We start from the raw sequence: 23287 nt of genomic DNA on the forward strand, positions 1-23287 counted from the left end.
TCTCATGAGTGAAGAGCAGGCAGACAGCGGTCTGAGCTGGAACGAGCGGGTCATCCAGGAGTTCCGGGCGAACAACGGCCGGGTGGGCGGGATGTTCGAGGGCGCCCCCATGGTGGTGCTGACCACGATGGGCCGCAAGACCGGAAAGCCCCATGTGAACCCCGCGATCTACTACAAGGACGGCGACCGCTACCTGGTCTTCGCCTCCAACGCCGGACGCGGGAAGAACCCCGACTGGTACCACAACCTGCTGGACAGCCCCCAGGTGACGATGGAGATCGGCACGGACGAGGGCGCCGTACGGCCGTACGCCACCCGCGCCCAGGTCCTGGAGGGCGAGGAGCGCGACCGGTACTGGGAGTTGCAGTGCTCCCTCGACCCGGCGTTCCGGGAGTACGAGGAGAAGGCGGGCCGTGCCATTCCCGTGGTCGCCCTGCACCCGCTCGACCTCGGTGTGATCACCGAGCGCAGCCGGATGATCGGCACTCAGCTCCTCAAGCACCACGCCGACCTCAGGGCCGAGCTCGCACGGGTGCGCGCGGCCGTCGACGAGACGCTCACCGCCGGCGGCGCCGACCCCGGGTCCATGGCGGACCTCTCGGAACAGCTGCGCAAGCACTGCCTGACGTACTGCTACGGGCTCCAGATGCACCACATCCGTGAGGACGGCTCCTTCTCCGCCTTCGAGAAGCGCTTCCCGCACCTCGTCCCGGCGATCACCCGGCTGCGCGAGGAGCACAAGGTGGTGGAGGCCGCGCTGGCCGAGTTCGAGGAACTGCTCGACAAGGGCGGTTTCCAGAACCCGGACGACGTGGCCCGGCTCCGCGCGGAGCTGGACCGGGTGGTCGGCGGCCTGGAGGACCACTTCCGCTACGAGGAAGAGACCCTGCTGCCGGCGCTGGAGGTCTGAGCGATGACCGAGATGCGCTACCGGGTGCTCGGCAAGACGGGCTTACGTGTCTCCGAACTCGCCCTGGGCACCATGACGTTCGGCGACGACTGGGCGCTGCCCGAGGGCCGCGCCGGCCGGCTCCTCGACCTGTTCGCCGAGGCCGGCGGCAATGTGATCGACACCTCCAACGAGTACGGGCGCGGCAGCGCCGAGTCCACGCTGGGCGAGTTGCTGACCGGTCGCCGCGACTCCTTCCTGCTCACCACGAAGTACACCCTCCAGATCCGCCCCGGCGATGTGAACGCCGCGGGCAACCACCGCAAGAACCTCGTGGTCTCGCTGGAGGACAGCCTGCGCCGGCTGCGCACCGACCACCTCGACATCCTCTGGGTGCACGCCCGTGACACCCTCACCCCGGTCGCCGAGGTCATGCGGGCCCTGGACGACCAGGTGCGGGCGGGCAAAGTCCTCTACGTCGGCGTCTCCAACTGGCCGGCCTGGGAGATCGCGCAGGCCAACACCCTGGCGGAGGCGCGGGGTTGGACGCCCTTCGCGGCCATGCAGGTGCACTACAACCTGCTGGACCGCGCCGTCGAGAACGAGTTCCTGCCGATGGCCCACGCCTTCGACCTCCCCGCGTTCGTCTGGGGACCGCTCGCCGACGGCCGCCTCACCGGCAAGTACCTCAGGGGTGAGGAGGGCCGTCTCGACAAGGTCGCGTGGGGCAGGGCCCGCGGCGCCGGTGACGACGTGGTGCGTGAAGTGGTGCGGATCGCCGAGGAGTTGGACCGCCCGCCCGCCCAGGTCGCGTTGGCCTGGCTGCGCTCACGTCCCGGCACCGTGATCCCGGTGATCGGCGCCACGACCGAGGAGCAACTGCGGCAGAACCTCGGCAGCGTCGACCTCAAGCTCGGCCCCGGGCACCTGGCCGACCTGGACAAGGCCACCGCGGCGCCCGCCGGTTACCCCCATCTGTTCCTGCGTTTCCCGGCGATGACCCGCATGATCTACGGCGAGCACTGGGAGCGCGTGGACGACCGCCGGACGACGACCCGACGCGCGGTCACCGACGACCTCTTCTCGACCCGGGACTGACCGCCCCCCAGTACGCGCAGCGCCCGGCCGGGATCTCCCGACCGGGCGCTGTCCGTCGTACTCAGCTCGATCGCGCACTCACTCCGACGTCGTGATGCTGAACGACCGCACCTTCAGGGTCACGCCCTGCCCCCACAGCCGGTTGCTCTGCAGGCTCTTGTCGTCGTGGAACTTCTGCGGCGCCGGGGCGCCCTTGGCCGGGTCGTAGTAGAAGTCCGGGCTGTCCTCCAGGCGCACCAGCCCCGCCTTGTCCCGGTCGTTGGCGCCACCGCCGCCGTCCAGGAGGTTGCCGGTCGCGATGCCGCACTGCACGGAGGTGGCCGTCACCTGCTCGTCGGGGCCGCTGTGCTCGATGCGCAGGTACTTGCGGTCGAAGGCATGGGTGCCGATCTTGTCCGTCGACAGCACGGTCTTGCCGTTCACCAGCCAGCTGACCCGCTTGCCGCCCTGGTCGTAGCGGATCCGCAGCTTCACCGGCTGGCCCGCGGTCCGCTTGAACACCGGCACCGAGTAGTGGAACGCGGCGTACTCGCCGCTCTCCACCGGGAGGCGCTCATAGACGGCGTGCACCTCATGGTTGGTCACCGAGAAGTTGGCCACGGTGTGACTGGCGTGGTCGACGGTGATCACGGTGGCGCTGGCCAGCCGCGGGTCGGACTGCGGGTCGCTCACCGCCTTGCCGAAGGGCTGCTGCTCGACACCCTCGGCCCTGACGGTGACGTCCGCGTTGCAGTTCCAGGACCCGGTCGCGGGGACGGGGAAGCCGTTCGCCGAGGACACCCGGGGCTGGGCCACCCACTTGAGGTGGTCGCCGGTGCCGCCGCCGAAACCGGACGCGTTCTGGTCGGAGGTCGCGGCGAACGCGGGCCGGCCGGTGCGCGGGTTGCGGCCGGTCGGTACGACGGTGATGCCCTGGGCGTTGGAGGTGATGACGCCGTCACCCTGCGCCAGCTTGCCCTCGGGGGTGTTGGCCGAGCCGAGCAGCCAGGTCTGCTGCGCGTCGAAGCCCTTGCTGAAGTCGTCCGCGAACAGGATCTTCTCGGAGTGCGAGGCCCCGGTCCGCTCGGCGGCACCGGCGCCCGGGGTGAGCGTGAGGGCCGAGCACACGGTGGCCGCGGCCACCAGGGTCACGGCGGTGCGGCGGGAGCGGACCAGGGGACGGGTGCTGTGACCAGCCGCTGCGGGCATGGGGTCTCCTTCGTACATCGGTACGTCGACTGCGTGCGTCGGTACGTCGAACGTCGTCAGCGCGGACCCGGTCGGACCGCGCGGCAGCACCGTGCTCACCACCCCTCGATTTCCACTCGAAGCACACCCGTGCCCGCGACGCCGGATCGAGCGGTCTTCGAGCCGCCGCTCCCACGCTGTGCGCGCAACCGGACAGATCCCCGACGCCAAGGGCAGGCACATGAAGATCCCCGAGGAACTCCTCCAGGTCTCCGAGGAAGTGGCCACCGCGCTCGCCGAAGAGCGGCCGGTGGTCGCCCTGGAGTCCTCCCTCATCACCGCGGCCCCGACCCTCGAACTCCCGCTGGCCATCGAGAAGTCCGTCCGCGACGCGGGCGCCGTACCGGCGACGACCGGCGTGGCCGACGGGCGCCTGCTGGTCGGCATGGACGCCGATCAGATCGAGCGGATCCGCAGCGCCGAGCACGTCCAGAAGCTGAGCGCGCGTGACCTGGGCGCCGCCGTGGCGGGCGGCGGGGTCGGCGCCACCACCGTCGCCGGCACGATCGTCATCGCCGAGCGGGCCGGTATCGAGGTCTTCGCCACCGCGGGCATCGGCGGCGTGCACCGCGGCGCCACCCGCACGCTCGACATCTCGCCCGACCTCCTCCAGTTCACCCGCACCCGGATGGCCGTCGTCTCGGCCGGGGCCAAGAGCATCCTGGACGCCCGGCTGACCGCCGAGTACCTGGAGACCGCCGGCGTCCCGGTCCTCGGTTACGGCACCCCGTGGCTGCCCCGCTTCTACGTCCGCGGCGACGACATCCCGGTCACCCGCGTCGACGACCTGACCACGGCCGCCCGCGCCGCCCGCACCCACTGGCAGCTCAACGGACGCGGCACGGTCCTGCTCGCCGTGCCGGTGGACGACGCGGAGGCGGTCGACGGCGACCTGGTCGAGGAGGCCATCGCGGACGCGCTGGCCGAGGCCGAGCGCACCGGCGTCACCGGCAACAAGGTCAGCCCGTTCCTGATGCGCGCGGTCTCCCGCGCCACCGGCGGCCGCACCACCAGCGCCGGCCGCTCGATCCTCCTCGGCACCGCGCGAGTCGCCGGCGACCTGGCCGTAGCCCTCACAGCGGAACGCGCCAAGGCCACGGGGGAGGAACGGTGAGCGGGGGCATGGCGGCTGGCGGCGCGGAAGTCGGCGGCAATGGGACCGGCGGCACGGGAGCCGGCGGCATGGTGGCCGGCGGCGACGGGAGCGGCGGCGCAGGGACCGGCGGCGCGGGGACCGGTGGCATGGTGGCCGACGGCGACGGGAGCGGCGGCGCGGGAGCCGGCGGCATGGTGACCAGCATCGCGGGAGTCGGCCGCGCGGAAGTCGGCGGCAGCGGGAGCGGCGGCATGGTGGCCGGCGGCGACGGGAGCGGCGGCGCGGGGACTGGCATCGTGGGAGTCGGCATCGCGGGAGTCGGCGGCAACGGGGGCGGCGGCGCGGGAGCCGGCGGCGACGGGAGCGGCGGCGCGGGGACTGGCATCGCGGGAGTCGGCGGCGCGGAAGTCGGCGGCGACGGGGCCGGCGGCGCGGGGACTGGCGGTGCGGGGACTGGCATCGCGGGAGTCGGCGGCAACGGGACCGGCGGCGCGGGGACCGGCGGCATGGTGGCCGGCGGCGCGGGGACTGGCGGAGCGGGAGTCGGCGGCGCGGAAGTCGGCGGCGACGGGGGCGGCGGCGCGGGGACCGGCGGCACCGTGTTCGGCGGCACCGTGGCCGGTGGTGTGGTGAGCGGTGGTGGGCCGGTCGCCGGACTCGTTCTGGATCTCGACGGGACGTTGGCCGACACCCCCAGGGCCATCACCGCGATCATGCTGAAGATCCTCGCCGACCGGGGCGCCCCGGCGGACGAGGCGGACGTCCGGCCGCTGGTCGGGCGGCCCCTGGAACAGAACTTCGCCCAGTTGCTCGGCCAGGCGCCCGACGGTCCCGAGATCGCCTCGGCGCTCGCCGCCTACCGGGAGCTGTTCCGGGCCCACCTGGAGGCGACCGGCCCGGCCGAACTGGCCTGCGCGGGCGTCGTCGAGGGGTTGCGCGCCGCGCGCTCCGCGGGGCTGCGGCTCGGCGTCGCCACCTCCAAGCCGCGCCGGGCCGCCGACAGGGTCCTCGGCCTGATGGGCGTCGCGGGACTGTTCGACGTCGTGGCCGGCGACGACAGTGTGCGGCACGGCAAACCCGACCCCGAGATGGCCCTCCTCGTCGCCGACGGACTCGGGCTGCCCCCGGCCCGCTGTGTGGTCGTGGGGGACGGGGTCGCCGACATGGAGATGGCCCGCGCCGCCGGGATGCGGCCGATCGGGGTCTCCTACGGGGTCGCCACCCCCGCCGAACTCCGCGCGGCGGGCGCCGAGGTGGTCGTGGACTCCTTCGCCGCCGTGCTCGCGCTCGTGACCGGGTCCGCAGCGGACCGCACCACCGACGACAGGGAGTTGTGATGACCCAGCCGACCACCGACCGCGCCACCGTCCTGTGGCGGGACGACTTCCGGGAGGGCGTACGGGCCGAGGGCCCCGACGCGCCCTGGCGGTTCGTCCAGGCCTCGGCCGACCTCATCGCGAACGACGCCGTGATCACCACCGGTCCCGACGGGCTGCGTCTGGTCGCGCGCGGCCGTCATCCCCGTACCGGCGAACCGGCCTTCACCCGCACCGTCCCGCGGGAGACCGGCGAGCCCGGGTCCATCCCCGGCTTCGCCGACCACGCCAAGTGGATCGCCTACGTCAACCGCCAGTCCACGGCCGGTTTCCAGGGGTTCGACACAGAGCCCGGGCGGGTCCTGTCCGTCGAGGCAGTGATCTCGGGCCGCTCCTACGGCACCGCGGGCCACCCCTTCGGGGACGCGGTCGCCGACCCGGACGACGACATCCGGCTCGCCGCCTCGATGCTCAACACCATCGACCCCGAGACCTCCGTGGCCTTCGACTTCCTGCTCACCAACAAGCACGTGTACGCCTTCTACGGCCGCACCAACTTCTCCCGCCGTCACCTCGGCGCCTACGGCTCCTTCGCCAACACCGTCCCGCTGGCCCCGCGTTCACCGGGCGACCGGCACCGGGTGCGGATCTCCCACGACCGGTCGGCCGGCACGGTGAGCTGGGTCCTGGACGGTGAGACCGTGTTGACGGTGGACCGGATCGGGCACCCGCTGGACCGCGCGACCCTCACCCTCGACGAGGGCGGCCGGCTCACCGAGGTGGAACCGCGTCAACTGAGCTTCGGCATGGGCCTGATGAGCCTGCTGGACGGCTCCTGGCCCACCGGCCGTGGCCTGGTCCGGCTCTCCCGCGCCACCACCTACTACCGGCCGGACCAGGGGGCGCCGGCCGAGCAGCGCTTCGTCGACGAGGACAGCGCCGAGAGCAGCAGGCTCTTCGGCCAGGGCGCCGAACTCCGCATCGCCGACTACGTGGTGACGAGCAGCCCGTCCGTCTGATCACCCACCTGAGTGAGGGGCCGCCTCGATCGAGGCGGCCCCTCACTCAGGTGCGGTCAGGACAGATCGCCGAGCGGCACCGCGAGCCGGGCCGAGCCGAACCGTCGGGCGGCGGGCTCCCACTTGAGTACGGCGTGCCCGGCCGCCGTGTTGGCGTCCCGCCAGAACCGCTGAAGCTCGGCGCCGAGCGACTGGCCGCCGGTGCCGCCGGTGCGCTGAAGCCGGCCCACGGCGTCGAGCAGCAGATCGACGGCGACGACATGGTCGCGCTGGGCACGGGCCCCGGTCAGCTCCGTGCCGAGCAGCCCGCGGTCGGCGTCGCGGGCGGCCCGCGTCAGCAGCAGCTCGGCCGCGTCCGTCCACGCGGAACTGTGCGCCAGGTCGAGCTCGGCCGACACCGAGGGCAGCTGGGTGGACGGCGCCGCCGCCCGCTTGTGCGCCGTCGTCCGCGTCCAGGCGTCGAGGGCGCCGCGGACGGCACCGAGCACCGGTGCCGCGAAGGTCAGACCGCTGACGTTCTTGTGCGGCACCTCAAGACAGGCGGGACCCGCGCCACCCGGGTCGCGCCCGGTGGCCAACTGCCGCTGGAGGAAGGTGTGGCCCTCCGGTACGAAGACCTCGTCCAGGACGACGGTGTCGCTGCCGGTCCCGCGCATACCGACCGTGTCCCACGTCCGCTCGATGCCGTACGCGGCCCGCGGGACCAGCAGGAAGCGCACCTGTGAGCGGCCCGAGGGCAGCGGGACCTGCGCGGCGAGCAGCGCGAAGTCGGAGAAGTGCACGCCGCTCACGTAGGGCCAGCGGCCGCTGAGGATCCAGCCGCCCGAGGCCATGCGCGCCGCGCCGCCGGGGACCAGGGCGCCGACGACGAGGGCGTCAGGGCCCTGCGCCCACACCGTGTCCCGGCCCTCCTCCGGCAGGAACGCGGCCATCCGGGAGAGCGAGGCGAGGATGGCGGCGCACCAGCCCGCCGAGGGATCGCGGCGCGACACCTCGGTCACGGCCGTCAGGTAGTCCTCGAAACCCCCCTCGTGCCCACCCCACTTCGCGGGGACGAAGTGCCGTGCGAACCCGGCCTCGCGCAGCGCCTCGGCCACCTCGGGATGGAGCACCTTCTCGCGCTCCGCGTACGCCGCGTGCCGCGCCGCCAACTCGGGCAGCCGGTCAGGGAGTTCGGACAGAGGGGCCGGGCGCGGCCCGTTCGGGCGCTGGAGCGGCGCCTGGTACGTCGTTGTCTCCGACACGGAGTCCTCCCCGCGGTCGAGCCGCCACGCTGCTGCGACGGCAAGGGAGGGCAGCGTGGGCGCCCAGGGTCGAAGCTGCCTCGACGGTGGCTGGACGAGCCTGTCGGCCGCCGGACGACGTACGGCCGTCTCTCCGGTGCGGGAGAGACGGCCGTACGGTCGTGCGGGCGCCGCGGCTCAGTCGGTCGTGCGCCGGGAGGCCAGGGAACCGGACGTCGCGTCGTCGTCCGTACCGCTCTTCTCCTCCTCGTCGGCCGGGCCCGCCTGCCGCGGCGGCTTGGCGTTGCCCGCGGCGGCGAACATCAGGCGGCCCGGAGGCAGGATGAGCGCGGCCGGGGAGGCCAGCAGATAGAGGATGACGACGGTCAGCAGCCCGGCCCCGGCGGCGTCCACGGCCTTGCCGTCGTCGTCCAGGGACCCGAAGAAGACCGTGCCCACCACGGCGATGCCGACGGCCACGCCGACCTGGATCGCGGTGTTGACCAGCGCGGCGGCGGAGCCGGCCAGCCGGCCCGGGGTCTTGGCCAGCACCGTGGCGATGAGGACCCCGGAGGTCATGGAGACGCCGAGGCCCGTGACGAGCATCCCGGGCACCAGCTGCCAGGAGTGCAGGTCCTCACCGGCGGAGCGCACGGCGAGCAGGTTGCCGGCCATGCCGATCGCCGCGAGCAGCGAGCCGACGACGGCGACAGGCCTGCCGTAGGGCCGGATCTTCGGCGCGAACGGGCTGAAGAGCCCGACCCCGACGGCGAACGGAACCATGGTCAGCGCGGTGTGCAGGGGGCTGTAGCCGAGCCCGGACTGGAGATGGACGGTGATCACCAGGGTGTAGCCGGTGCCGGCGAAGAAGAGCACGGCCACCGAGAGGCCGCCCATCGGCGCCCGCTCCCGCAGCAGCCCGGGGTCGATGAGCGGGGCGTGACCGCGCCGGACGACGGTCTTCTCGTACCGCCCGAAGAGCCACAGCAGGACGGGGCAGGCGGCCATCAGGACCCAGGTCCACCACGGCCAGCCCATGGTGCGGCCCTCCACCAGCGGGTAGAGCAGGGCGAGTACGGCGAGGGTGGCGATGGCGAGGCCGCGGACGTCGGTGGTGGCGGCGTGCTGCGCGCGGGAGTCGCGGCACAGGACGAACGTACCGATCAGGGCGGCGATGCCGATGGGGACGTTGATGAAGAAGATCGGCCGCCAGTCGAGCCCGAACAGGTCGGCGTCGAGGATCACACCGCCGATGAGCGGGCCCGCCACGCCGCCGACCGAGAAGTTGAGGCCGAAGAGGGTGGCGGCCTTGTGCTGCTCCTCCGGGGGGAACTCGACCCGGAGCATCGCCAGCACCTGCGGCACCATCATCGCCGCGGACGCGCCCTGGGCGACGCGGGCGGCGACCAGCATCTCGGCGTTGACGGCGAGGCCGGTGAGCGCGGAGGTCAGCACGAACGCGGCGAGGCCCCCCTGGAAGACGCGTAACCGCCCGAAGCGGTCGCCGAGGCGGCCCGCGGTGATCATTCCGGCCGCGAAGGCCATGACGTACCCGGCCACGGCCCATTCGAGCTGGGTGCTGGAGGCGTCCAGGTCGCGGCGGAGGGAGGGGAGCGCGACGTTGATCACCGTGGTGTCGACCAGGTCCATGAACGCCGCGGACAGCGTGACGACGAACGCCGCCCAGCGCCGTGGGTTGTACGAGGTCGTGTCCGGTGCGGGTGGGGCGGAGAACGACATCGGCCGTCCCTTTCCTGATCAGTCCCGGAGCGAGGGTGTCCGGTATCGTGGAGAACGGAGAGATGATTTGCTTTGAAAGCAAAGGTATTGGGGGTTGTGGCTGATGTCAACGCAGCGCGGGGCGCGGCGCGCCGAGGGGTCGGCGGGTGCCTCTGACGAGGCGGTCGACGGCGGCGCCGGTGACGAGGAGATGAGCCGGGACGACGCCGTCCGCGCGATGCTCGTCCTGATGCCCCGCGTGGCCCAGCGGCTGAAGAAGACGACCGTCCCCGAGCGGCTCAGGTCCCTCAACCTCGCCCCCCGGCATCTGTCGCTCCTGTCGCACCTGGTCTTCGACGGCCCGGCCCTGGTGAACGAGCTGGCCGCCCGGCTCCAGGTGGCGCCGACGACGGTGAGCCTGATGGTCGCCGACCTCAGCCGCCAGGGCGTGGTCGAGCGCAAGCCGGACCCGGCCGACCGGCGCCGCACGATCGTCTCCATCTCGGACGACCCCGAGACCCAGGAGGCGATCAACGGCTGGCTGGCCCGCGGCGCCAGCTCCTGGGGCAAGGCCCTCGAACCGCTGACCCCGCGGGAACGGGCGGTGTTCGTCCGGACCATGGAGGCGTACGAGCGCGGCGCGTCCGGCGAGCCGGAGAGCTGACGCCCGTTCCCGGAGGGGTACCGGGCCCGGCCTGAGTGGTCCTGGAGTGTTCTTCGAGTGGGGCCTGGTGTGTTGCGCGTCGGCGGCGGGCAACTCCGCCCGCCGCGCACTCCGGGAGGATGCGCATGCCCGAGACCGTGCTGGTCACCGGTGCCACCGGAACGGTGGGACGCCGCCTAGTCGCGGCGCTGAGCGGCCAGGGGGGCCAGGGGAGCAAGGGGAGCCGCGGGGGTCGGCGGTTCACCGTCCGTGCCCTGGTCCGTGACCCCGGGCGCACCGGGCCGCCCGAAGGCGCGGACGAGACCGTGACCGGCGACCTGACCGACTCCGCCGCGATGGCCGAGGCGCTGCACGGCGTCTCCACCGCCTTCGTCGTCCTGGCCGCCGACGCCGGGGACGCGTTCGCGCAGGCCGCGGAGAAGACCGAGACGCTCCGTCATCTGGTCGTCGTCTCCGCGGACGCGCCCCCCGACTCCGCGCACCGCGGGCCGCTCTTCGCCCGCCATGTGCTCGGCGAGGCGCGGATGAACGCCACCGGGGTGCCGGTCACCGTGCTCAGACCCGCCCCGTTCGCGACCCAGGCGCTCGGCTGGGCCGCCGATCTGGCCGCCGGGGACACGGTGCACGTCGTCCACCCGGACCTCGCCGTCCCGGTGATCGACCCCCGGGACGTCGCCGAGGCGGCCGCCGCCGCGCTGCGGGGCGCCCCGCCGGACGGGTCCCGGGTGCTGAGGCTCTCGGGGCCGCAGATCCTCGACGTCCCCGAGCGGGTGCGCGTCCTCGGGGAGGTGCTCGGCCGCGAGCTGAGCGTGGCACGGGTGGAGCCCGATGCCTGGGTGGACCGGGTCGCCCCGTTCCTGCCCGAGGCCTACGCCCGTGGCCTGCTGGACGTGGAGCGCTACCTCCACGAGCGCCGACTGCCGGTCGCAGCGACCGTGCGGGAGCTCACCGGCCGGGCGCCCCGCTCCTTCCGCACCTGGGCCGAGGACCACGCAGCGGCATTCGGTGCCCCCGGCCGGGGGCCGTCATCCAAGGAGACATCATGAGCACCGCAGCCCGCCCCACCCCCTCGACCTCCGTCCGTCACACCGCCCAGTCGGGGCTCTACGCGGAGGTCCAGCTCTTCTACGCCCGTCAGGTCCACCACCTCGACGCCGTCCGCGCCGAGGAGTTCGCGGCCACCTTCGCCGAGGACGCGCTGTTCGCGCACTCCCCGGACGAGCCCGCGGTCCGCGGCCGGGCCAACATCGCCAGGGAGGTACGGGCTTACAACGAGCGGCGCTTCCGGTCCGACCCGGTGCAGCGCCGGCACTGGTTCACCATGCTCGACGTACGGGAGCAGGACGACGGCTCCGTCCACACCGAGTACTACGCCCTGATCGGCACCACCCGGCCGGGCGAGCCGCGCCCCGTGATCGCGCCGAGCTGCCTGGTGCGCGATGTGCTCGTCCGTGAGGACGGCGAACTGCGCACGCTGAAGCGCGAAGTGACGCAGGACCAGGAGATCGTGGGCTGACCGACAGGGGCGGCGGAAGGGCCGGGGCGCGCTCGCCCCGGCCCTCATCGCTGCCTGGGCCTCAGGCCCCCGGCCCGTCGCTCTCCACCGGTCCGGACTCCCGCACCGCCGCGATCACCGCGTTCTGCCCCCGGTCGCGCCAGGCGGCGAGCCGCTGGTAGTCGTACCCGCCGAACGCCTCGTCGGCCTGGTCGAGGAGGGTCTCCTTCAGGTCCTCGTCGACCGAGGGGTTGCCGAGCCCGGCCCAGCTCCGTTCCAGGCCGTCGCCCAGGTGTGCCATCAGATGGCGCAGACCGCCCTCGCCGCCGCCCAGATGGAAGGCCCGGAAGGGGCCGGTGACCGCCCACCGGGAGCCGAGGGACGCGGTGACGATGTCGTCCAACTCGCCCACCGTGACGACCCCTTCGCGCACCAGGTGGATGCTCTCGCGCAGCAGCGCCGACTGCAGCCGGTTGGCGACGAACCCGGGCACGGCGCGGCGCAGCAGCACCGGTGTCTTGCCCAGCGCGCGGTAGAACTCCATGACCGCCTCGACCCGCGCCGGCTCGGCCTCCTCGGCGGCCACGACCTCCACCAGCGGAACGATGTGCGGCGGGTTGAAGGGATGCCCCACGATCACCCGCCCCGGCTTGTCGAGCGTGGCACCCAGGTCGGCCGGGAGCAGCGTGGACGTCGAGGACAGCAGCAGGGCGTCCGGCGCGGCTTCGGCGACCGCGCGGAACACGTCCTGCTTCAGCGCCAGGTTCTCCAGCACGTTCTCCTGGACGACCTGGGCCCCCTCGGCGGCCTGTGCGGGGCTGCCCCAGAAGGTGAGCCGCGCGGCCAGCTGTTCGGGGGGCAGCCGGCCGCCGGGCAACGAACGGGCGTACAGCGGAAGGGCGCGTGTGACCTGTTCCTCGGCGTCCGGGCGGGTGCTGCTGATCCGGACGTCGAGGCCGGCGGCGGCGAACAGCGCCGTCCAGCCGAGGGCGATGGTCCCGGTGCCGAGGACGGCGACCGTGCGGGTGTTCTCGAAACCGGTCATGCCGCACTCCGCTCGTCGTCGCGGCCGGAACTGAGGATCTCCTGGTGCAGCCGCTGGATCCGGGTGCACGGCTCCACGCCGAGCTCCCGCATCAGCGTGCCGCGCAACTGCTGGAAGGCCTCCAGCGCCCGCCAGGTGTGGCCGGACCGGTGCAGGGCGGTCATCAGCAGCGCCCAGATGTTCTCGCTGAGCGGGTTGTGCGCGGCGACGGTCACCAGCTCCGCGAGGATCTCCCCGTGCCGCCCCATCCGCAGGTCGGCCGACAGGCACAACTCCAGGGCGCGGGTGCGGGCTTCGTCCATCGCGAGGATCTCGATGTCCAGGATGCGGCCGGCCGGTACGTCGGCCAGAGCGGGGCCGCGCCACATGTCCAGCGCCTGCCGCAGCAGGGCGGAGGCCTCGGCCGGTGCTCTGCGCTCCAGCGCGAGGGCGCCCGCCGCGGCCTTCTCGTGGAACTGCGCCATGTCGGACCGGCCGGGCTCGGCACCCAGCTGGTAACTGCCGAACCGGGTGATGAGAACGTCTTTCGCGGTGAGCGGCGAGCCCGCCGGGAGCGCCTTCCTGATGAGCCGCCGTAATTGCATGACATAGGTCTGCAAGGTGGTCTGTGCGCTGCGGGGTATGTGCTCACCCCACAGTTCCTCCATGAGCGTCGGGATCGGGACGAGATGTCCCGACCGCAGGGCGAGAAGTGCCAGGAGCTGACGGGGTTTTCCGGCGCTGGGCACCAGTGATGTGCCGGCCAGGCGTACGTGCAGCGGACCCATTACCTCGATATCCATGACTCGGCCTTCGCTCGGAAATCAGGACGGCCTCGAGTCTGGCACGAGCAATTCGCGGTTCCCAGTGATCCCTTCATGACTCGACGGGATATTTTCATGCCCGTGCCGGGGAATATTGACAGGGCGTCAGATAAGCCCGTCCTCCCGCGCCATCCGGATGGCGTCGACGCGATTCCGGGCGTTCAACTTGGTGACGATCGCGGTGAGATAGTTGCGCACCGTGCCCGCCGACAGATGGAGCTGGGCGGCGATGTGGCCCGCGTCGTGCCCGTCCGCCGCGCGCGCCAGCACCTCGGTCTCGCGCGGGGTGAGGATCCCGGAGCCCAGGGTGAGCGCCTCCAGCGTCATGTCCTGGTCATAGACCCGCTGCCCCGTCATGACGTCACGCACCGCGGCCGCGAGCCGGTCGGGCGGCGCGTCCTTGAGCAGCAGCCCCTCCAGCCCGACGTCCAGGGCCCGGCGCACCACCGCGGGCCGTGCCGTGCTGGTCAGGATGAGGGTGCGGCACTCCGGCAGGGTCGCGCGCAGCTGTGCGGCGGCGGTCAGGCCGTCGGTGCCGGGCAGGCCCACGTCGATGAGGGCGACATCGGGGCGGGTCCGTCGGGCGGTGGGCACGATCTCGTCACCGTGGCCGATCTCGGCCACCACCGTGAAGTCCGGTTCGAGGTTCAGCAGGGCGACCAGCGCCCCGCGGACCATGTGCGCGTCCTCCGCGATCAGTAGACGTACCACGTCCACGGCCTCCCCCGAGCTGCCCTTGGTCGTCGGCTGAAAAGAGCCTTGCCCAACAATACGGCTGGTACTGACGTTGCCACAGACAACTATCAGCCAATCAAGCAAGTATGTGGTCGGGGTCGAGTCGCACTCGAGAAGTGCTCCACCGGGCGCGGTGAGGGTGCGCCGTGTTCTTTTCTCACTCCTGCGGAGTTTTCCTCGTCAGCACGGCGAAGTGGAGAAGGCGTTGACAAGAACGACAGGTATCAGTGTTTCCGATACGCCGCACCCGCGCACGAGTTCATACGGCAGGATTCTCGGCGTCGGCGGCTATCGCCCTCGCACGGTGATCGACAATGCGGAGTTGTGCCGGACGCTCGACTCCACGCCCGAGTGGATCGAAACCCGCTCCGGTATTCGGGAGCGACGCTTCGCGGCCCCTGACGAAACGCTGGAGCAGATGGCCGTGGCGGCGTCGGGCAAGGCGCTCGCCCAGGCCGGGATCGGCCCGGAGGACCTCGATTTCGTCCTGATCGCCACGATGACGAACCTGAGGCACGCCCCGCCGCTGTCGGCCCGTATCGCGCGCTCCCTCGGGGCGGACCGGGCCGCCGCGCTGGACACCTCGGCCGCGTGCTCCGGCTTCTGCCACACGCTGGCGATCGCCTCGGACATGGTGAGCGCGGGCAGCGCCCGCCATGTCCTGGTGATCGGCGCGGACCGGATGACGGACATCGTGCAGCGCACCGACCGGGGCAGCGCGTTCCTGTTCGCCGACGGCGCGGGCGCGGTGGTGGTGGGGCCGTCGGACCAACCCGGGTTCGGTCCCGTCGTACGGCGCACGGACAGCCGGTACGTCGACTCGGTGTGGATGACGGCCCCCTGGTCCGAGGGCGGTGAGCGGCCGTGGCTGCGCATCGACGGCCGGCGCATCTTCCGCTGGGCGATGGACGAGGTGGCGCCGGCCGCCGAGGAGATGCTGCGGGTCGCCGGCGTCGCCCCCGACCGGCTCGGCACCTTCGTCCCGCACCAGGCGAACGTGCGGATGATCGAGCTGATGGCGGACCGGCTCGGGCTGGGCCCGGAGACGGTGGTGGCCAGGGACGTCGTCCACACCGGCAACACCTCCGCCGCGTCGGTACCGCTCGCGCTCGACGCCGTGCTCGCCGAGGGACGGGTGGGCCGGGGCGACACCGCCCTGCTGATCGGGTTCGGCGCGGGGCTGAGCTTCGCCGGGCAGGTGGTGGTGCTGCCATGACCGAGCAGACCACCGGCGTTCCGCGTTCCGTGCCGACGGAGGCGTTCCGGGCGGCCATGGCCTGTCACGCGGCCGGCGTGGCGGTCGTCACCACCCGGGACGCGACGGGGCGCCCCTGGGGACTGACGGTCACCTCGTTCAGCTCGGTGTCCCTGGAGCCGCCCCTGGTCGTGGCGTGCGTGGCCCGTCGCGCGGGCGGCTACCGGGCGTTCGCGGACTGCACGCGGTTCGTGGTGAGCCTGCTGGACGAGGAACAGGAGGAGGTCGCCGCGCGGTTCGCCCGCAGCGGCGCGGACAAGTTCCCCCCGCACGAACACGACACCAGCACCCCCGGCATGCCCCCCGCGGTGCCGGGAGCCCTGTGCCGCCTCGACTGCCGCGTCCACGCCCGCCACCCGGCGGGCGACCACCTGCTCCTGGTCGGCCGCGTCACCGAGGCCCACCACCGCGAGGGCACCCCCCTCATCCACCACCGCCGAACCTTCCACACCCTGCACTCGGACCCGGTGCGGTCCTGAGAACAGCGAGGACCGAGCCGTCCGCGGGCGCCCGCGGACGGCTTCGCGCGGGCCGGCAGTTCAGCCGCGGTGCCGTACCCACCGCATCAGGGCCCGGTCGGCGGGACGGGGAACCGGAATCGTTCCCCGTCCCGCCGACCGGGCCCTGAATCAGTGTGTGGTGCGGGACTGCCGGGACTGCCAGTGCTGGAGCGGGCGGAGCCGGGTGCGCTCGCGCGGGCGCCGCAGGGCGTCGATGCCCTGGACGGCGGCGGCCAGGTCCCGGACCGTGGTGAGACAGGGCACTCCCTGCGCGAAGGCGGCGGCCAGGACCCCCTGGCCCTCGGCGGGATCGTCCCCCCGGTGGTGTGTGACGACGACCAGGTCGATCTGCTCCTCGCGGACCAGCCGGGCGGCACTCGTCCGGTCGATCGCGTGGAGGGCGCCGGCCTTGACGCCGTTACGTCGGAGCAGGCTCACCAGACCGCCGGTGGCCAGCAACTCGAAGCCCAGGGCGGCCAGTTCACGCGCCGGGAAGACCACCGAGCGCCGGTCGCGATCGGCGATGGCCAGCAGGGCCCGGCCCTTGGTGGGCAACGGGCCACCGACGGCCGCCCGGGACTTGGCGTAGCCGACGCCGAAGGACTCCCCGACCCCCATGGCCTCCGTCCCGACGCCCGCCGCCACCCCGGCCCCCGGCAGGGTCTGCGCGACGGCGACCGGGGCGCCCGGGGGGAGGGTGGTGCCGTCGCCGGTGGCGGGCAGCAGACCCTCGGCCCGCAACTCCGCCACGGAGGCGCCGAGCGCGATGCGAGCGGCGGCCCGCGCGAGTGGCACGCCGGTTGCCTGCGTGGTGAAGGGCACGGTCCCGGAGACCCGGGGTTCGGCCCCGCGCACCTGGAGCACCCCACCGGCCAGAGCGCATCGCACGGTGAGCGCGCCGCGCACCCCGAGCGCCCCGGCGAGCACCCGGGTGGCCGCCCGCACCCGCTCGATGTCATGGCCGCCGAGCGTGACGGCCGGCAGGACGTGCACCGCACCGGCATCCGACACATCGACCCACCCGAGCCGCTCCAGCACCCCGCCCAGATAGACCTCCTCCCCGTCGTACAGCGCGTCCACGGCGACCTCGACGGCATCACGCACCACCTGCCCGATCACCACGGGCCACGCACCACCGACGCTTCCGGGCCCGCCGAGCAGAGAGGTCAACGCCTCCGTGTCCGAAACGAGTTCCTGCCTCCCGTCCCCGCCGGCCCACCGCACCGTCACCGGATACTCGACGGCCTCGGCGGCGGCCCGGGCCCCGGCCGGGGAGGACGCCGTCGCGTACCGCACCGCGCTCAGTCCGGCGGCACGCAGGAGGTCCTGGAACGCGTCGTGCCCCTCGGTGGCGAGGACCGCTGACGGTGGGGCGCCGAGGACCCGTACGCCCTGGTCCGCCAGGTCCCGCGCGAGCCGCGTCGCGTCCGTGCCGCCGAATTGCACGCACACCCCGGCGACAGGGCCGCCGCGTCGCTCGGCGTGCACCACCTCCAGGACGGCCTCGGTGGTGAGGGGGGCGCAGTAGAACCGGTCGGCGGCCCGTTCGTCCCAGTCCGGGGACGGCGGCATCGGGGCGCGGCCGACCACGACGGTCTCGTGCCCCGCCGCGCGCAGGGCGGCCGACGCGCCGTCGTTCCGCCCCAGGACGATCACCACGGGTTTCGTACGCCCGGCCGTCGGCCCCCGCCCGTCGCGGCACCGGTCCGGCCCGAGCACCGGGGGCACCGAGCGCACACCGAGGGCGTACCGGATCTCCCGGACGACGTCCTCGCGCAGCCCGCGGAGCTCACCGATCCGGCGGTCACGAAACCCGTGCCGTTTGGCCTCCTCCATGAGCTCCCCGGTCAGCTCGGGCGCGGCGGCCACCTCGTCCGCCACTTTCCGGAGCACGGCGAGCTGCTCGGCGAGCCAGGGATCGGTCCCGGTACGGCCGTCCTCGATCACGTCAGACGCGACGCAGGTCAGTGCCTCGTGCAGGGCCCCGGTGACGGTGTGGCCGACGGCCAGGGCTTCCGCTCCCGAGGGGGCGACCGCGCGGACGGCGACATGGCCGGTCGCGGGGCGGGAGCGTACCGACGTCTCGTCGAGCGTGCGGCCGACAGCCAGTTCGGCGCAGATCCCCGCCATCGGCAGCCCGGTGGCGCACGCCACCAGCGTCGCCTCGCGTGCGCCCCGTGGGTCCACGTCGAGGACGGTCACGCCCCCGCTCTCCGGGTGCACCGCGCACCACAGGGTGCGGCCCCCGGCGCCCGCGCCGGTCTCGCCGACCACGGACCGGCCGACGTCGCGCAGCATCTCGTACACCCGCGTGGTCGGTGTCCTCGCGGGCGCCACGGTGATCGTGCCGCCACCTGGCAGGTCGAAGGTCTCGAAGAAGCAGACGACCTCGGTGGCGCCGTCCCGGTCGCGCAGCAACTGGAGCCCGTATCTGCGCCCCCCGGAGACGGCCCCCGCCCGGTCCGCCCCCGCCCCTACAGCCTCCACGGCCCGGTGGAGCGCCCCGGCGTCGGCGCCGAGCAGCCGGACGCCGTACCGGTCGAGCGTGCCCGCCTCGTGCAGGGCCACGGCCGTGTCGAGGGCGGCGCGCCCGTGGAGGGCCGGCAGCAGCGCGTCGGGGCGCTCCCTGGCGATGACGTTCTCGACGGACTCGGGGGTGAGGGGTTCGACGTAGGCAGCGTCGGCGAACTCCGGGTCGGTGGTGACCGTCCCGGGGTCGGGATCGACGAGGACGACCCGCAGCCCCAGCTCCGTCAGCGCCCGGCACGCCTGCGGGCCGGCCCCGAGGACCAGGACCGACCGCACGGTGCCCAGCTCAGGCACGAGGCCCGCTCCAATAGGTACGGGCGTCCGGACGCAGCGCGCGGTTCAGGGGATCGCGCAGCAGCCGGGCGGCCAGGCCGGCCGGCAGGACGACGAAGAGGTAGGCGACGGCGAGCAGCGCCAGGACGCAGGCGCGGCGAAGCGCATCCATGATGAGGCCTCTCAGCAGGGGGAGTTCGGTCCATGAGTCCGGGGATCAGTCCAGCGGGATCAGTTCGCGCCAGTTGTCGTTCTCCGGCCAGGCCGGCTGCTCCGCCTTCTCGATCAGGAAGCCGCCGATGGCCAGGGTGTCGATGTTGGTGCGCATGAAGCAGCGGTAGGCGTCCTCTGGAGTCGCCACGATGGGTTCGCCCCGCACGTTGAACGACGTGTTGACGAGGACGGGGCACCCGGTGAGCCGGTCGAACTCGGTCAACAGCCGGTGGAACGCCGGGTCTTGCTCCGCATCGACCGTCTGCACCCGGGCCGAGCGGTCGACATGGGTGACCGCGGGCACGGTGGACCGGGGAACCTTCAGCAACTCCAGCCCGGAGACCTGCCCGGACGCCGGCTCGGACACCTGCCCGGAACCCCCCCCTGGGTCCCGCTCGGCGAGCTGCTGCTGCGCCGCGATCCGGGCGACGATCAGCATGTACGGGCTGGGCTGGCCCAACTCGAAATACTCCTTGGCCCGTTCGGCCAGCACCGCGGGTGCGAACGGCCGGAACGACTCACGGAACTTGATCTTCTGGTTCATCGCGGACTGCATCGCCGGATCCCGTGGGTCGCCGAGGATGGACCGGGAGCCGAGCGCCCGCGGCCCGAACTCCATCCGCCCCTGGAACCAGCCCACGACCTTGCCCTCGGCGAGCTGCCCGGCCACCGCGCGGCTGAGCTCCTCGGGACCGAGCCGGCGGTGCGGAATGGCGGAGGCGTCCAGATAGGCCTGGATCCGGTCGTCGTCGAACCGGGGGCCGAGGCGGGAGGCGCGCATCGCGTCGCGGCCCTGTCGGGTGTGGCTCCGGGCCCGCGCCGGCCCCCGCTGGGCCAGCAGCGCGGCCCCGAGGGCGCCGCCCGCGTCACCGGCCGCCGGCTGGACCCACAGTTCGTCGAAGATCCCGGCCTCGGCGAGCTTGCCGTTGGCGACGCAGTTGAGTGCCACCCCGCCCGCCAGGCACAGCCGGCTCTCCCGGGTGAGCCGGCGCGCCGTCCGCGCCAGCTTCAGCATGATCTCCTCGGTGACGGCCTGCACGGACGCGGCCAGGTCGAACTCCCGCTGGGTGAGCGGGCTCTCCGGCTCCCGGCGCGGACCGCCGAACAGCTCCTCGAAGCCGCGCCCCGTCATGACCTGGCCGTACTGGAAGGCGAATCGACGCAGGTCGAGGCGGAAGGAGCCGTCGTCCTTGATGTCGACCAGATGCTCCCGGATCAGGTCGGCGTGGACGGGCCGCCCGTAGGGGGCGAGGCCCATGAGCTTGTACTCGCCGGAGTCGACCTTGAAGCCGCAGAAATAGGTGAACGCCGAGTAGAGCATCCCGAGGGAGTGCGGGAAGGACAGCTCGGCGACCGGCACGACCTCCCCGGCCACGCCGTGCCAGATCGACGTGGTCGTCCACTCGCCCACCCCGTCGACGCACAGGACGGCCGCGGTCTCGTAGGGACTGGGCAGATAGGCGGACGCGGCGTGCGACTCGTGGTGCCCGAAGGCCCTGATCTCGGGGACCGGACCGGCGAACAGCGCGCCCAGCCGCTCCCGGACCGTGTCCGGCGCGCGCCGCTTCCAGCTCAGCCAGTCGGGCATCACCTCCCGGAACGAGCTCCAGGAACGCGGCGCCGTACCGAGGTAAGTCGCCAGCACCCGCCGGAACTTGAGGTCCGAGCGCTCGTAGTACGCGACGGCGTCGAGGTCGGCGAGGGCGAGACCCGCCTCGTCCAGGCAGTAGCGGACGGCGAGTTCGGGGAAGGACGGGTCGTGGCGGCGTCGGCTGAACCGCTCCTCCTGAGCGGCGGCGACGATCCCGCCGCCGTCGACCACGGCAGCCGCGCTGTCGTGGTAGTACGCGGACAGACCCAGGACGGTGGTGACGGGGGCATCAGATGCCATGGACCGAACTCCTCGGTGTCAGTGGAGGCGGGTCAGTGAGAGGCGGACGCGAGGCGGGCGAGGGGCGGGGTGCGGCGTACGGTGCGCAGCGCGGCGTACAGTGCGGCGGCCCGGCCGGAGGGCGGGTTGAGGGAGCGCTGGCCGATCCGGACGCGCTCCCAGACCTCGGCTTCTCCGCCGGGACCGGGGCGTGCGGGCAGTTCGTTGAGATGGCTGTCGATCGCGTCGGCCGCCCACGCCGAATGACCGGTGGCCACGTTGTCGATCGTGTTGTGGAGATCGACGAACTGGGTGCTGAAACCGTGGTGCCTGAGCGCCACCCGGGCATCGCGGTAGCTGCCGCCGACCCCGGACAGCTCCATCGCCAGGTTGAGCCCGAGGATCTCCGGCATGAACTCCTCCGGGAACCGGGAGACGCTCAGCCAGAACACCGGCATGGCGAAGGCCTCGTCGCGCAGTTGGGGGCAGGCGATGAACTCGGGTGAGGCGGTGGGCGGCAGATCGATCCCCATCTGGCGCAGCAACGCACGGTAGATCCGGGGGTGGTTGAGCTCCGGCTCCCCGTTGCCCAGCTCGTCCCAGTAGGTGCGGAACAGGAAGTGTCCGGCGCGGGACGCGGCGAGCCGGTAGTCCGTGAACCCCTGTAGCCAGCCGCCGTCGATCATGATGAGGGGCGCCAACTGAAGCGTGGAGTCGATGAGTTCGTCACGACCGGGCAGGGCCACCTGCTCCTCGTCGAAGCCCTCGGCATGCTGGTCGTGGGCCCGGGCCAGCCAGGGACGCAGCCCGTTCTCCCGGTCCCAGCGCTCGGGCAGGGCCCCCTTCGCGGGCCGGTTGAGGGCGTAGCGGGAGCGGGCCAGCCAACGGGTCGCGTAGGCGTGCGCGAACGTGCGCAGACCGGGTGAGTCGGCGCGGCTCAGGAGCAGCGGATACGCCTCGCGCGCGGCCCGGGGCGTAAGAGCGGGCCGCCGCACCGAGCCCGGCCCGCGCACCCCCGGTGCCCCTACCGAGGCCGACTCGCGTGACCCGGGTGCCACCGTCGAGGCCGACGCCACCGCCCGGGACACCCCGCCCCGCCCGGGCCAGTCCGCCTGGGCCCGATGCAGCCCGGCCTGACGGCTCGCCGCATCCGGTGCTTCGGGATGCAGCACGGACCCCGTCTCGGGAAGCCCCCGTATCCACCGCCGCAGCACGGCGAGCTCTTCCTCGGTGAAGATCCGGAACATGGGCCCCTTGGGGCCGATGAGCCGCCCCAGCAGCGGACTGGACTCCGGCTTCCCTGGCCGTACGAGCCGACTGCGGGCCAGCGCCGCGAGGAAGGGCGCGGGACCGGCGTCGACATCGGCGAACCACTCCGACAGCGGGCGCCCCTCCAGCCGGAAACCGGAGTGGTAGACCGCCGCCTGCCGCGCCCGGGTGTGGATGAGCCTCCAGACCCCGTAGTCGGGATGCAGGGACAGCGCGGTCTCCTGCCGCAGCCGCTCACTCCACTCCCGCACCTCACGCAACGCCCAGCGGAACCCCTCAAGCACCCCGCCCGCGGGCCCGGCCGCCGCCAACTGCGCCCGGACGGCGGCCCAGGACAGCTCACGCCCGGGCACCCCGCCGACGGCGCGGGCCGCGCCCAGGTCGAGCGTCTCGTACGTCTCGTCCTTGGCGTCCGTGGCCCGCAGCGCGGCGGCGAGGGGCGGCAGCACGCCGAGGTGGCGCAGGCACAGGTCGGCGCCGAGCAGCTGGCAGCGGTAGGTGTCGGGCAGTCGGCTCATCGTCAGCAGCAGAGCGGGGAGCCGGAAGCTGAATCCGTCGACGGACTCGCTGCCCGCCAGCAGTACGCCGGGCACCTCCTCCGCGACACCGTGGCGCCGCAGCAGTTCACGGAAGTCGCTGCCGCGGTCGGCCAGCGGCAGCCCGACCCCGACGTCCGCGGCGTACAGGGTCAGGGTCCGCAGGACGGGTTCCGTCTCCGAGTTGCCGGGCCCCGACAGCCATTGCAGCCAGGCCCCGGCACTGAGCGCGAACGGCGCGCAGTTGCGCAGCACCCGGCGGACGGCCTCGTCGAGATCCTCCCCCGCGTCAGGGAGCACCGCGGCGAAGGCGTCGGTCTCCGCGGCGCTCCACCGGGCGGCTTCCGCGCACAGCGCGAGCAGCTCCCGTTCGGCGGCTTCGGGGGCGTGGTGGGCGGGGACGGCGGTGGACGGAAGGCCCCGGCCGTCCTCCGGGGTGAGCGGATCGGGAGCGCCCGGAGAGAGGGCGCGCAGATACAGCGTGCGATAGCGGGAGGACATGACGCAGCGGCA

The 23287-nt window shown here is 73.2% G+C and carries 20 protein-coding genes; 10 read left to right on the forward strand and 10 right to left on the reverse strand.

Annotation, left to right across the window (positions count from 1 at the left end; translation table 11 throughout):
• The first annotated feature begins 4 nt into the window (after window positions 1–4).
• Window positions 5–910 carry a nitroreductase/quinone reductase family protein gene (locus OG885_RS23685; protein WP_405734767.1) on the forward strand — a complete coding sequence of 302 codons (906 nt, stop codon included), beginning with the start codon at window positions 5–7 and terminating at the stop codon, window positions 908–910.
• A 12-nt stretch (window positions 911–922) separates the two neighbouring features.
• Entirely contained in the window at window positions 923–1987 is a 1065-nt protein-coding gene (locus tag OG885_RS23690; RefSeq protein WP_405742838.1) for an aldo/keto reductase, read from the forward strand.
• Window positions 1988–2065: 78 nt separating this feature from the next.
• Here OG885_RS23690 and OG885_RS23695 read toward each other — a convergent pair whose 3' ends face one another.
• Entirely contained in the window at window positions 2066–3175 is a 1110-nt protein-coding gene (locus OG885_RS23695) for a DUF6081 family protein (protein ID WP_405734769.1), read from the reverse strand.
• A 220-nt stretch (window positions 3176–3395) separates the two neighbouring features.
• Between OG885_RS23695 and OG885_RS23700 the strand changes: the two genes are divergently transcribed.
• The 3 genes from OG885_RS23700 to OG885_RS23710 are packed head-to-tail and all read left to right on the forward strand — an operon-like array spanning window position 3396 to window position 6645.
• Entirely contained in the window at window positions 3396–4328 is a 933-nt protein-coding gene (locus tag OG885_RS23700; RefSeq protein ID WP_405734771.1) for a pseudouridine-5'-phosphate glycosidase, read from the forward strand.
• Window positions 4325–5647: an HAD family hydrolase gene (locus OG885_RS23705; RefSeq protein ID WP_405734773.1), complete on the forward strand. Its 1323-nt coding sequence runs from the start codon at window positions 4325–4327 to the stop codon at window positions 5645–5647. Before OG885_RS23700 ends, OG885_RS23705 begins: the two co-directional genes overlap by 4 nt.
• Entirely contained in the window at window positions 5647–6645 is a 999-nt protein-coding gene (locus OG885_RS23710) for a DUF6081 family protein (RefSeq protein ID WP_405734775.1), read from the forward strand. The genes OG885_RS23705 and OG885_RS23710 overlap by 1 nt, the downstream gene beginning before the upstream one ends.
• Before the next feature lie 56 nt (window positions 6646–6701).
• Here OG885_RS23710 and OG885_RS23715 read toward each other — a convergent pair whose 3' ends face one another.
• Together OG885_RS23715 and OG885_RS23720 are read right to left on the reverse strand one after the other, a co-directional pair.
• Window positions 6702–7889, reverse strand: coding sequence for an acyl-CoA dehydrogenase family protein (locus OG885_RS23715; protein WP_405734777.1), 1188 nt, complete (start codon window positions 7887–7889; stop codon window positions 6702–6704).
• A gap of 177 nt (window positions 7890–8066) precedes the next feature.
• Window positions 8067–9608, reverse strand: coding sequence for an MFS transporter (locus tag OG885_RS23720; protein WP_405734779.1), 1542 nt, complete (start codon window positions 9606–9608; stop codon window positions 8067–8069).
• Window positions 9609–9798: 190 nt separating this feature from the next.
• Between OG885_RS23720 and OG885_RS23725 the strand changes: the two genes are divergently transcribed.
• The 3 genes from OG885_RS23725 (at window position 9799) to OG885_RS23735 (ending at window position 11767) form a co-directional block, all read left to right on the forward strand.
• Entirely contained in the window at window positions 9799–10251 is a 453-nt protein-coding gene (locus OG885_RS23725; RefSeq protein WP_329344243.1) for a MarR family winged helix-turn-helix transcriptional regulator, read from the forward strand.
• 125 nt (window positions 10252–10376) lie between these two features.
• A complete protein-coding gene (locus OG885_RS23730; protein ID WP_405734781.1) occupies window positions 10377–11297 on the forward strand; it encodes an SDR family oxidoreductase in 921 nt (306 codons plus the stop codon).
• Entirely contained in the window at window positions 11294–11767 is a 474-nt protein-coding gene (locus OG885_RS23735) for a nuclear transport factor 2 family protein (RefSeq protein WP_405734783.1), read from the forward strand. Before OG885_RS23730 ends, OG885_RS23735 begins: the two co-directional genes overlap by 4 nt.
• A gap of 61 nt (window positions 11768–11828) precedes the next feature.
• Here OG885_RS23735 and OG885_RS23740 read toward each other — a convergent pair whose 3' ends face one another.
• The 3 genes from OG885_RS23740 to OG885_RS23750 all read right to left on the reverse strand — a co-directional run bounded on the left by OG885_RS23740 (window position 11829) and on the right by OG885_RS23750 (window position 14305).
• Entirely contained in the window at window positions 11829–12791 is a 963-nt protein-coding gene (locus OG885_RS23740) for a 3-hydroxyacyl-CoA dehydrogenase NAD-binding domain-containing protein (protein WP_405734785.1), read from the reverse strand.
• Entirely contained in the window at window positions 12788–13573 is a 786-nt protein-coding gene (locus tag OG885_RS23745; protein WP_405734787.1) for a BTAD domain-containing putative transcriptional regulator, read from the reverse strand. The genes OG885_RS23740 and OG885_RS23745 overlap by 4 nt, the downstream gene beginning before the upstream one ends.
• A gap of 126 nt (window positions 13574–13699) precedes the next feature.
• Window positions 13700–14305, reverse strand: a complete 606-nt coding sequence (locus OG885_RS23750) for a DNA-binding response regulator (RefSeq protein WP_405742840.1) — start codon at window positions 14303–14305, stop codon at window positions 13700–13702.
• A gap of 331 nt (window positions 14306–14636) precedes the next feature.
• Here OG885_RS23750 and OG885_RS23755 point away from each other — a divergent pair, with 331 nt between their 5' ends.
• Together OG885_RS23755 and OG885_RS23760 are read left to right on the forward strand one after the other, a co-directional pair.
• Complete coding sequence (locus tag OG885_RS23755; RefSeq protein ID WP_405742841.1) at window positions 14637–15545, forward strand: beta-ketoacyl-ACP synthase 3; 909 nt, start codon at window positions 14637–14639, stop codon at window positions 15543–15545.
• Window positions 15542–16063 (forward strand): flavin reductase family protein, encoded by a 522-nt coding sequence (locus tag OG885_RS23760; RefSeq protein ID WP_405734789.1) that lies wholly within the window; start codon window positions 15542–15544, stop codon window positions 16061–16063. The genes OG885_RS23755 and OG885_RS23760 overlap by 4 nt, the downstream gene beginning before the upstream one ends.
• Before the next feature lie 150 nt (window positions 16064–16213).
• Here the strand turns inward: OG885_RS23760 and carB are convergent, their stop codons facing one another.
• The 4 genes from carB to OG885_RS23780 are packed head-to-tail and all read right to left on the reverse strand — an operon-like array spanning window position 16214 to window position 23275.
• On the reverse strand, window positions 16214–18907 hold the full coding sequence (carB, locus tag OG885_RS23765; protein ID WP_405734791.1) for a carbamoyl phosphate synthase large subunit: 2694 nt from the start codon (window positions 18905–18907) through the stop codon (window positions 16214–16216).
• Window positions 18900–19058, reverse strand: a complete 159-nt coding sequence (locus OG885_RS23770) for a hypothetical protein (protein WP_399953694.1) — start codon at window positions 19056–19058, stop codon at window positions 18900–18902. The genes carB and OG885_RS23770 overlap by 8 nt, the downstream gene beginning before the upstream one ends.
• A 45-nt stretch (window positions 19059–19103) precedes the next feature.
• Window positions 19104–20990: a carbamoyltransferase gene (locus OG885_RS23775; protein WP_405734793.1), complete on the reverse strand. Its 1887-nt coding sequence runs from the start codon at window positions 20988–20990 to the stop codon at window positions 19104–19106.
• Between the two features lie 32 nt (window positions 20991–21022).
• Complete coding sequence (locus OG885_RS23780; RefSeq protein WP_405734795.1) at window positions 21023–23275, reverse strand: iron-containing redox enzyme family protein; 2253 nt, start codon at window positions 23273–23275, stop codon at window positions 21023–21025.
• Window positions 23276–23287 lie beyond the last annotated feature (12 nt).

This window comes from Streptomyces sp. NBC_00028 (assembly GCF_045041065.1).
In the GTDB taxonomy this organism is placed as follows: domain Bacteria; phylum Actinomycetota; class Actinomycetes; order Streptomycetales; family Streptomycetaceae; genus Streptomyces.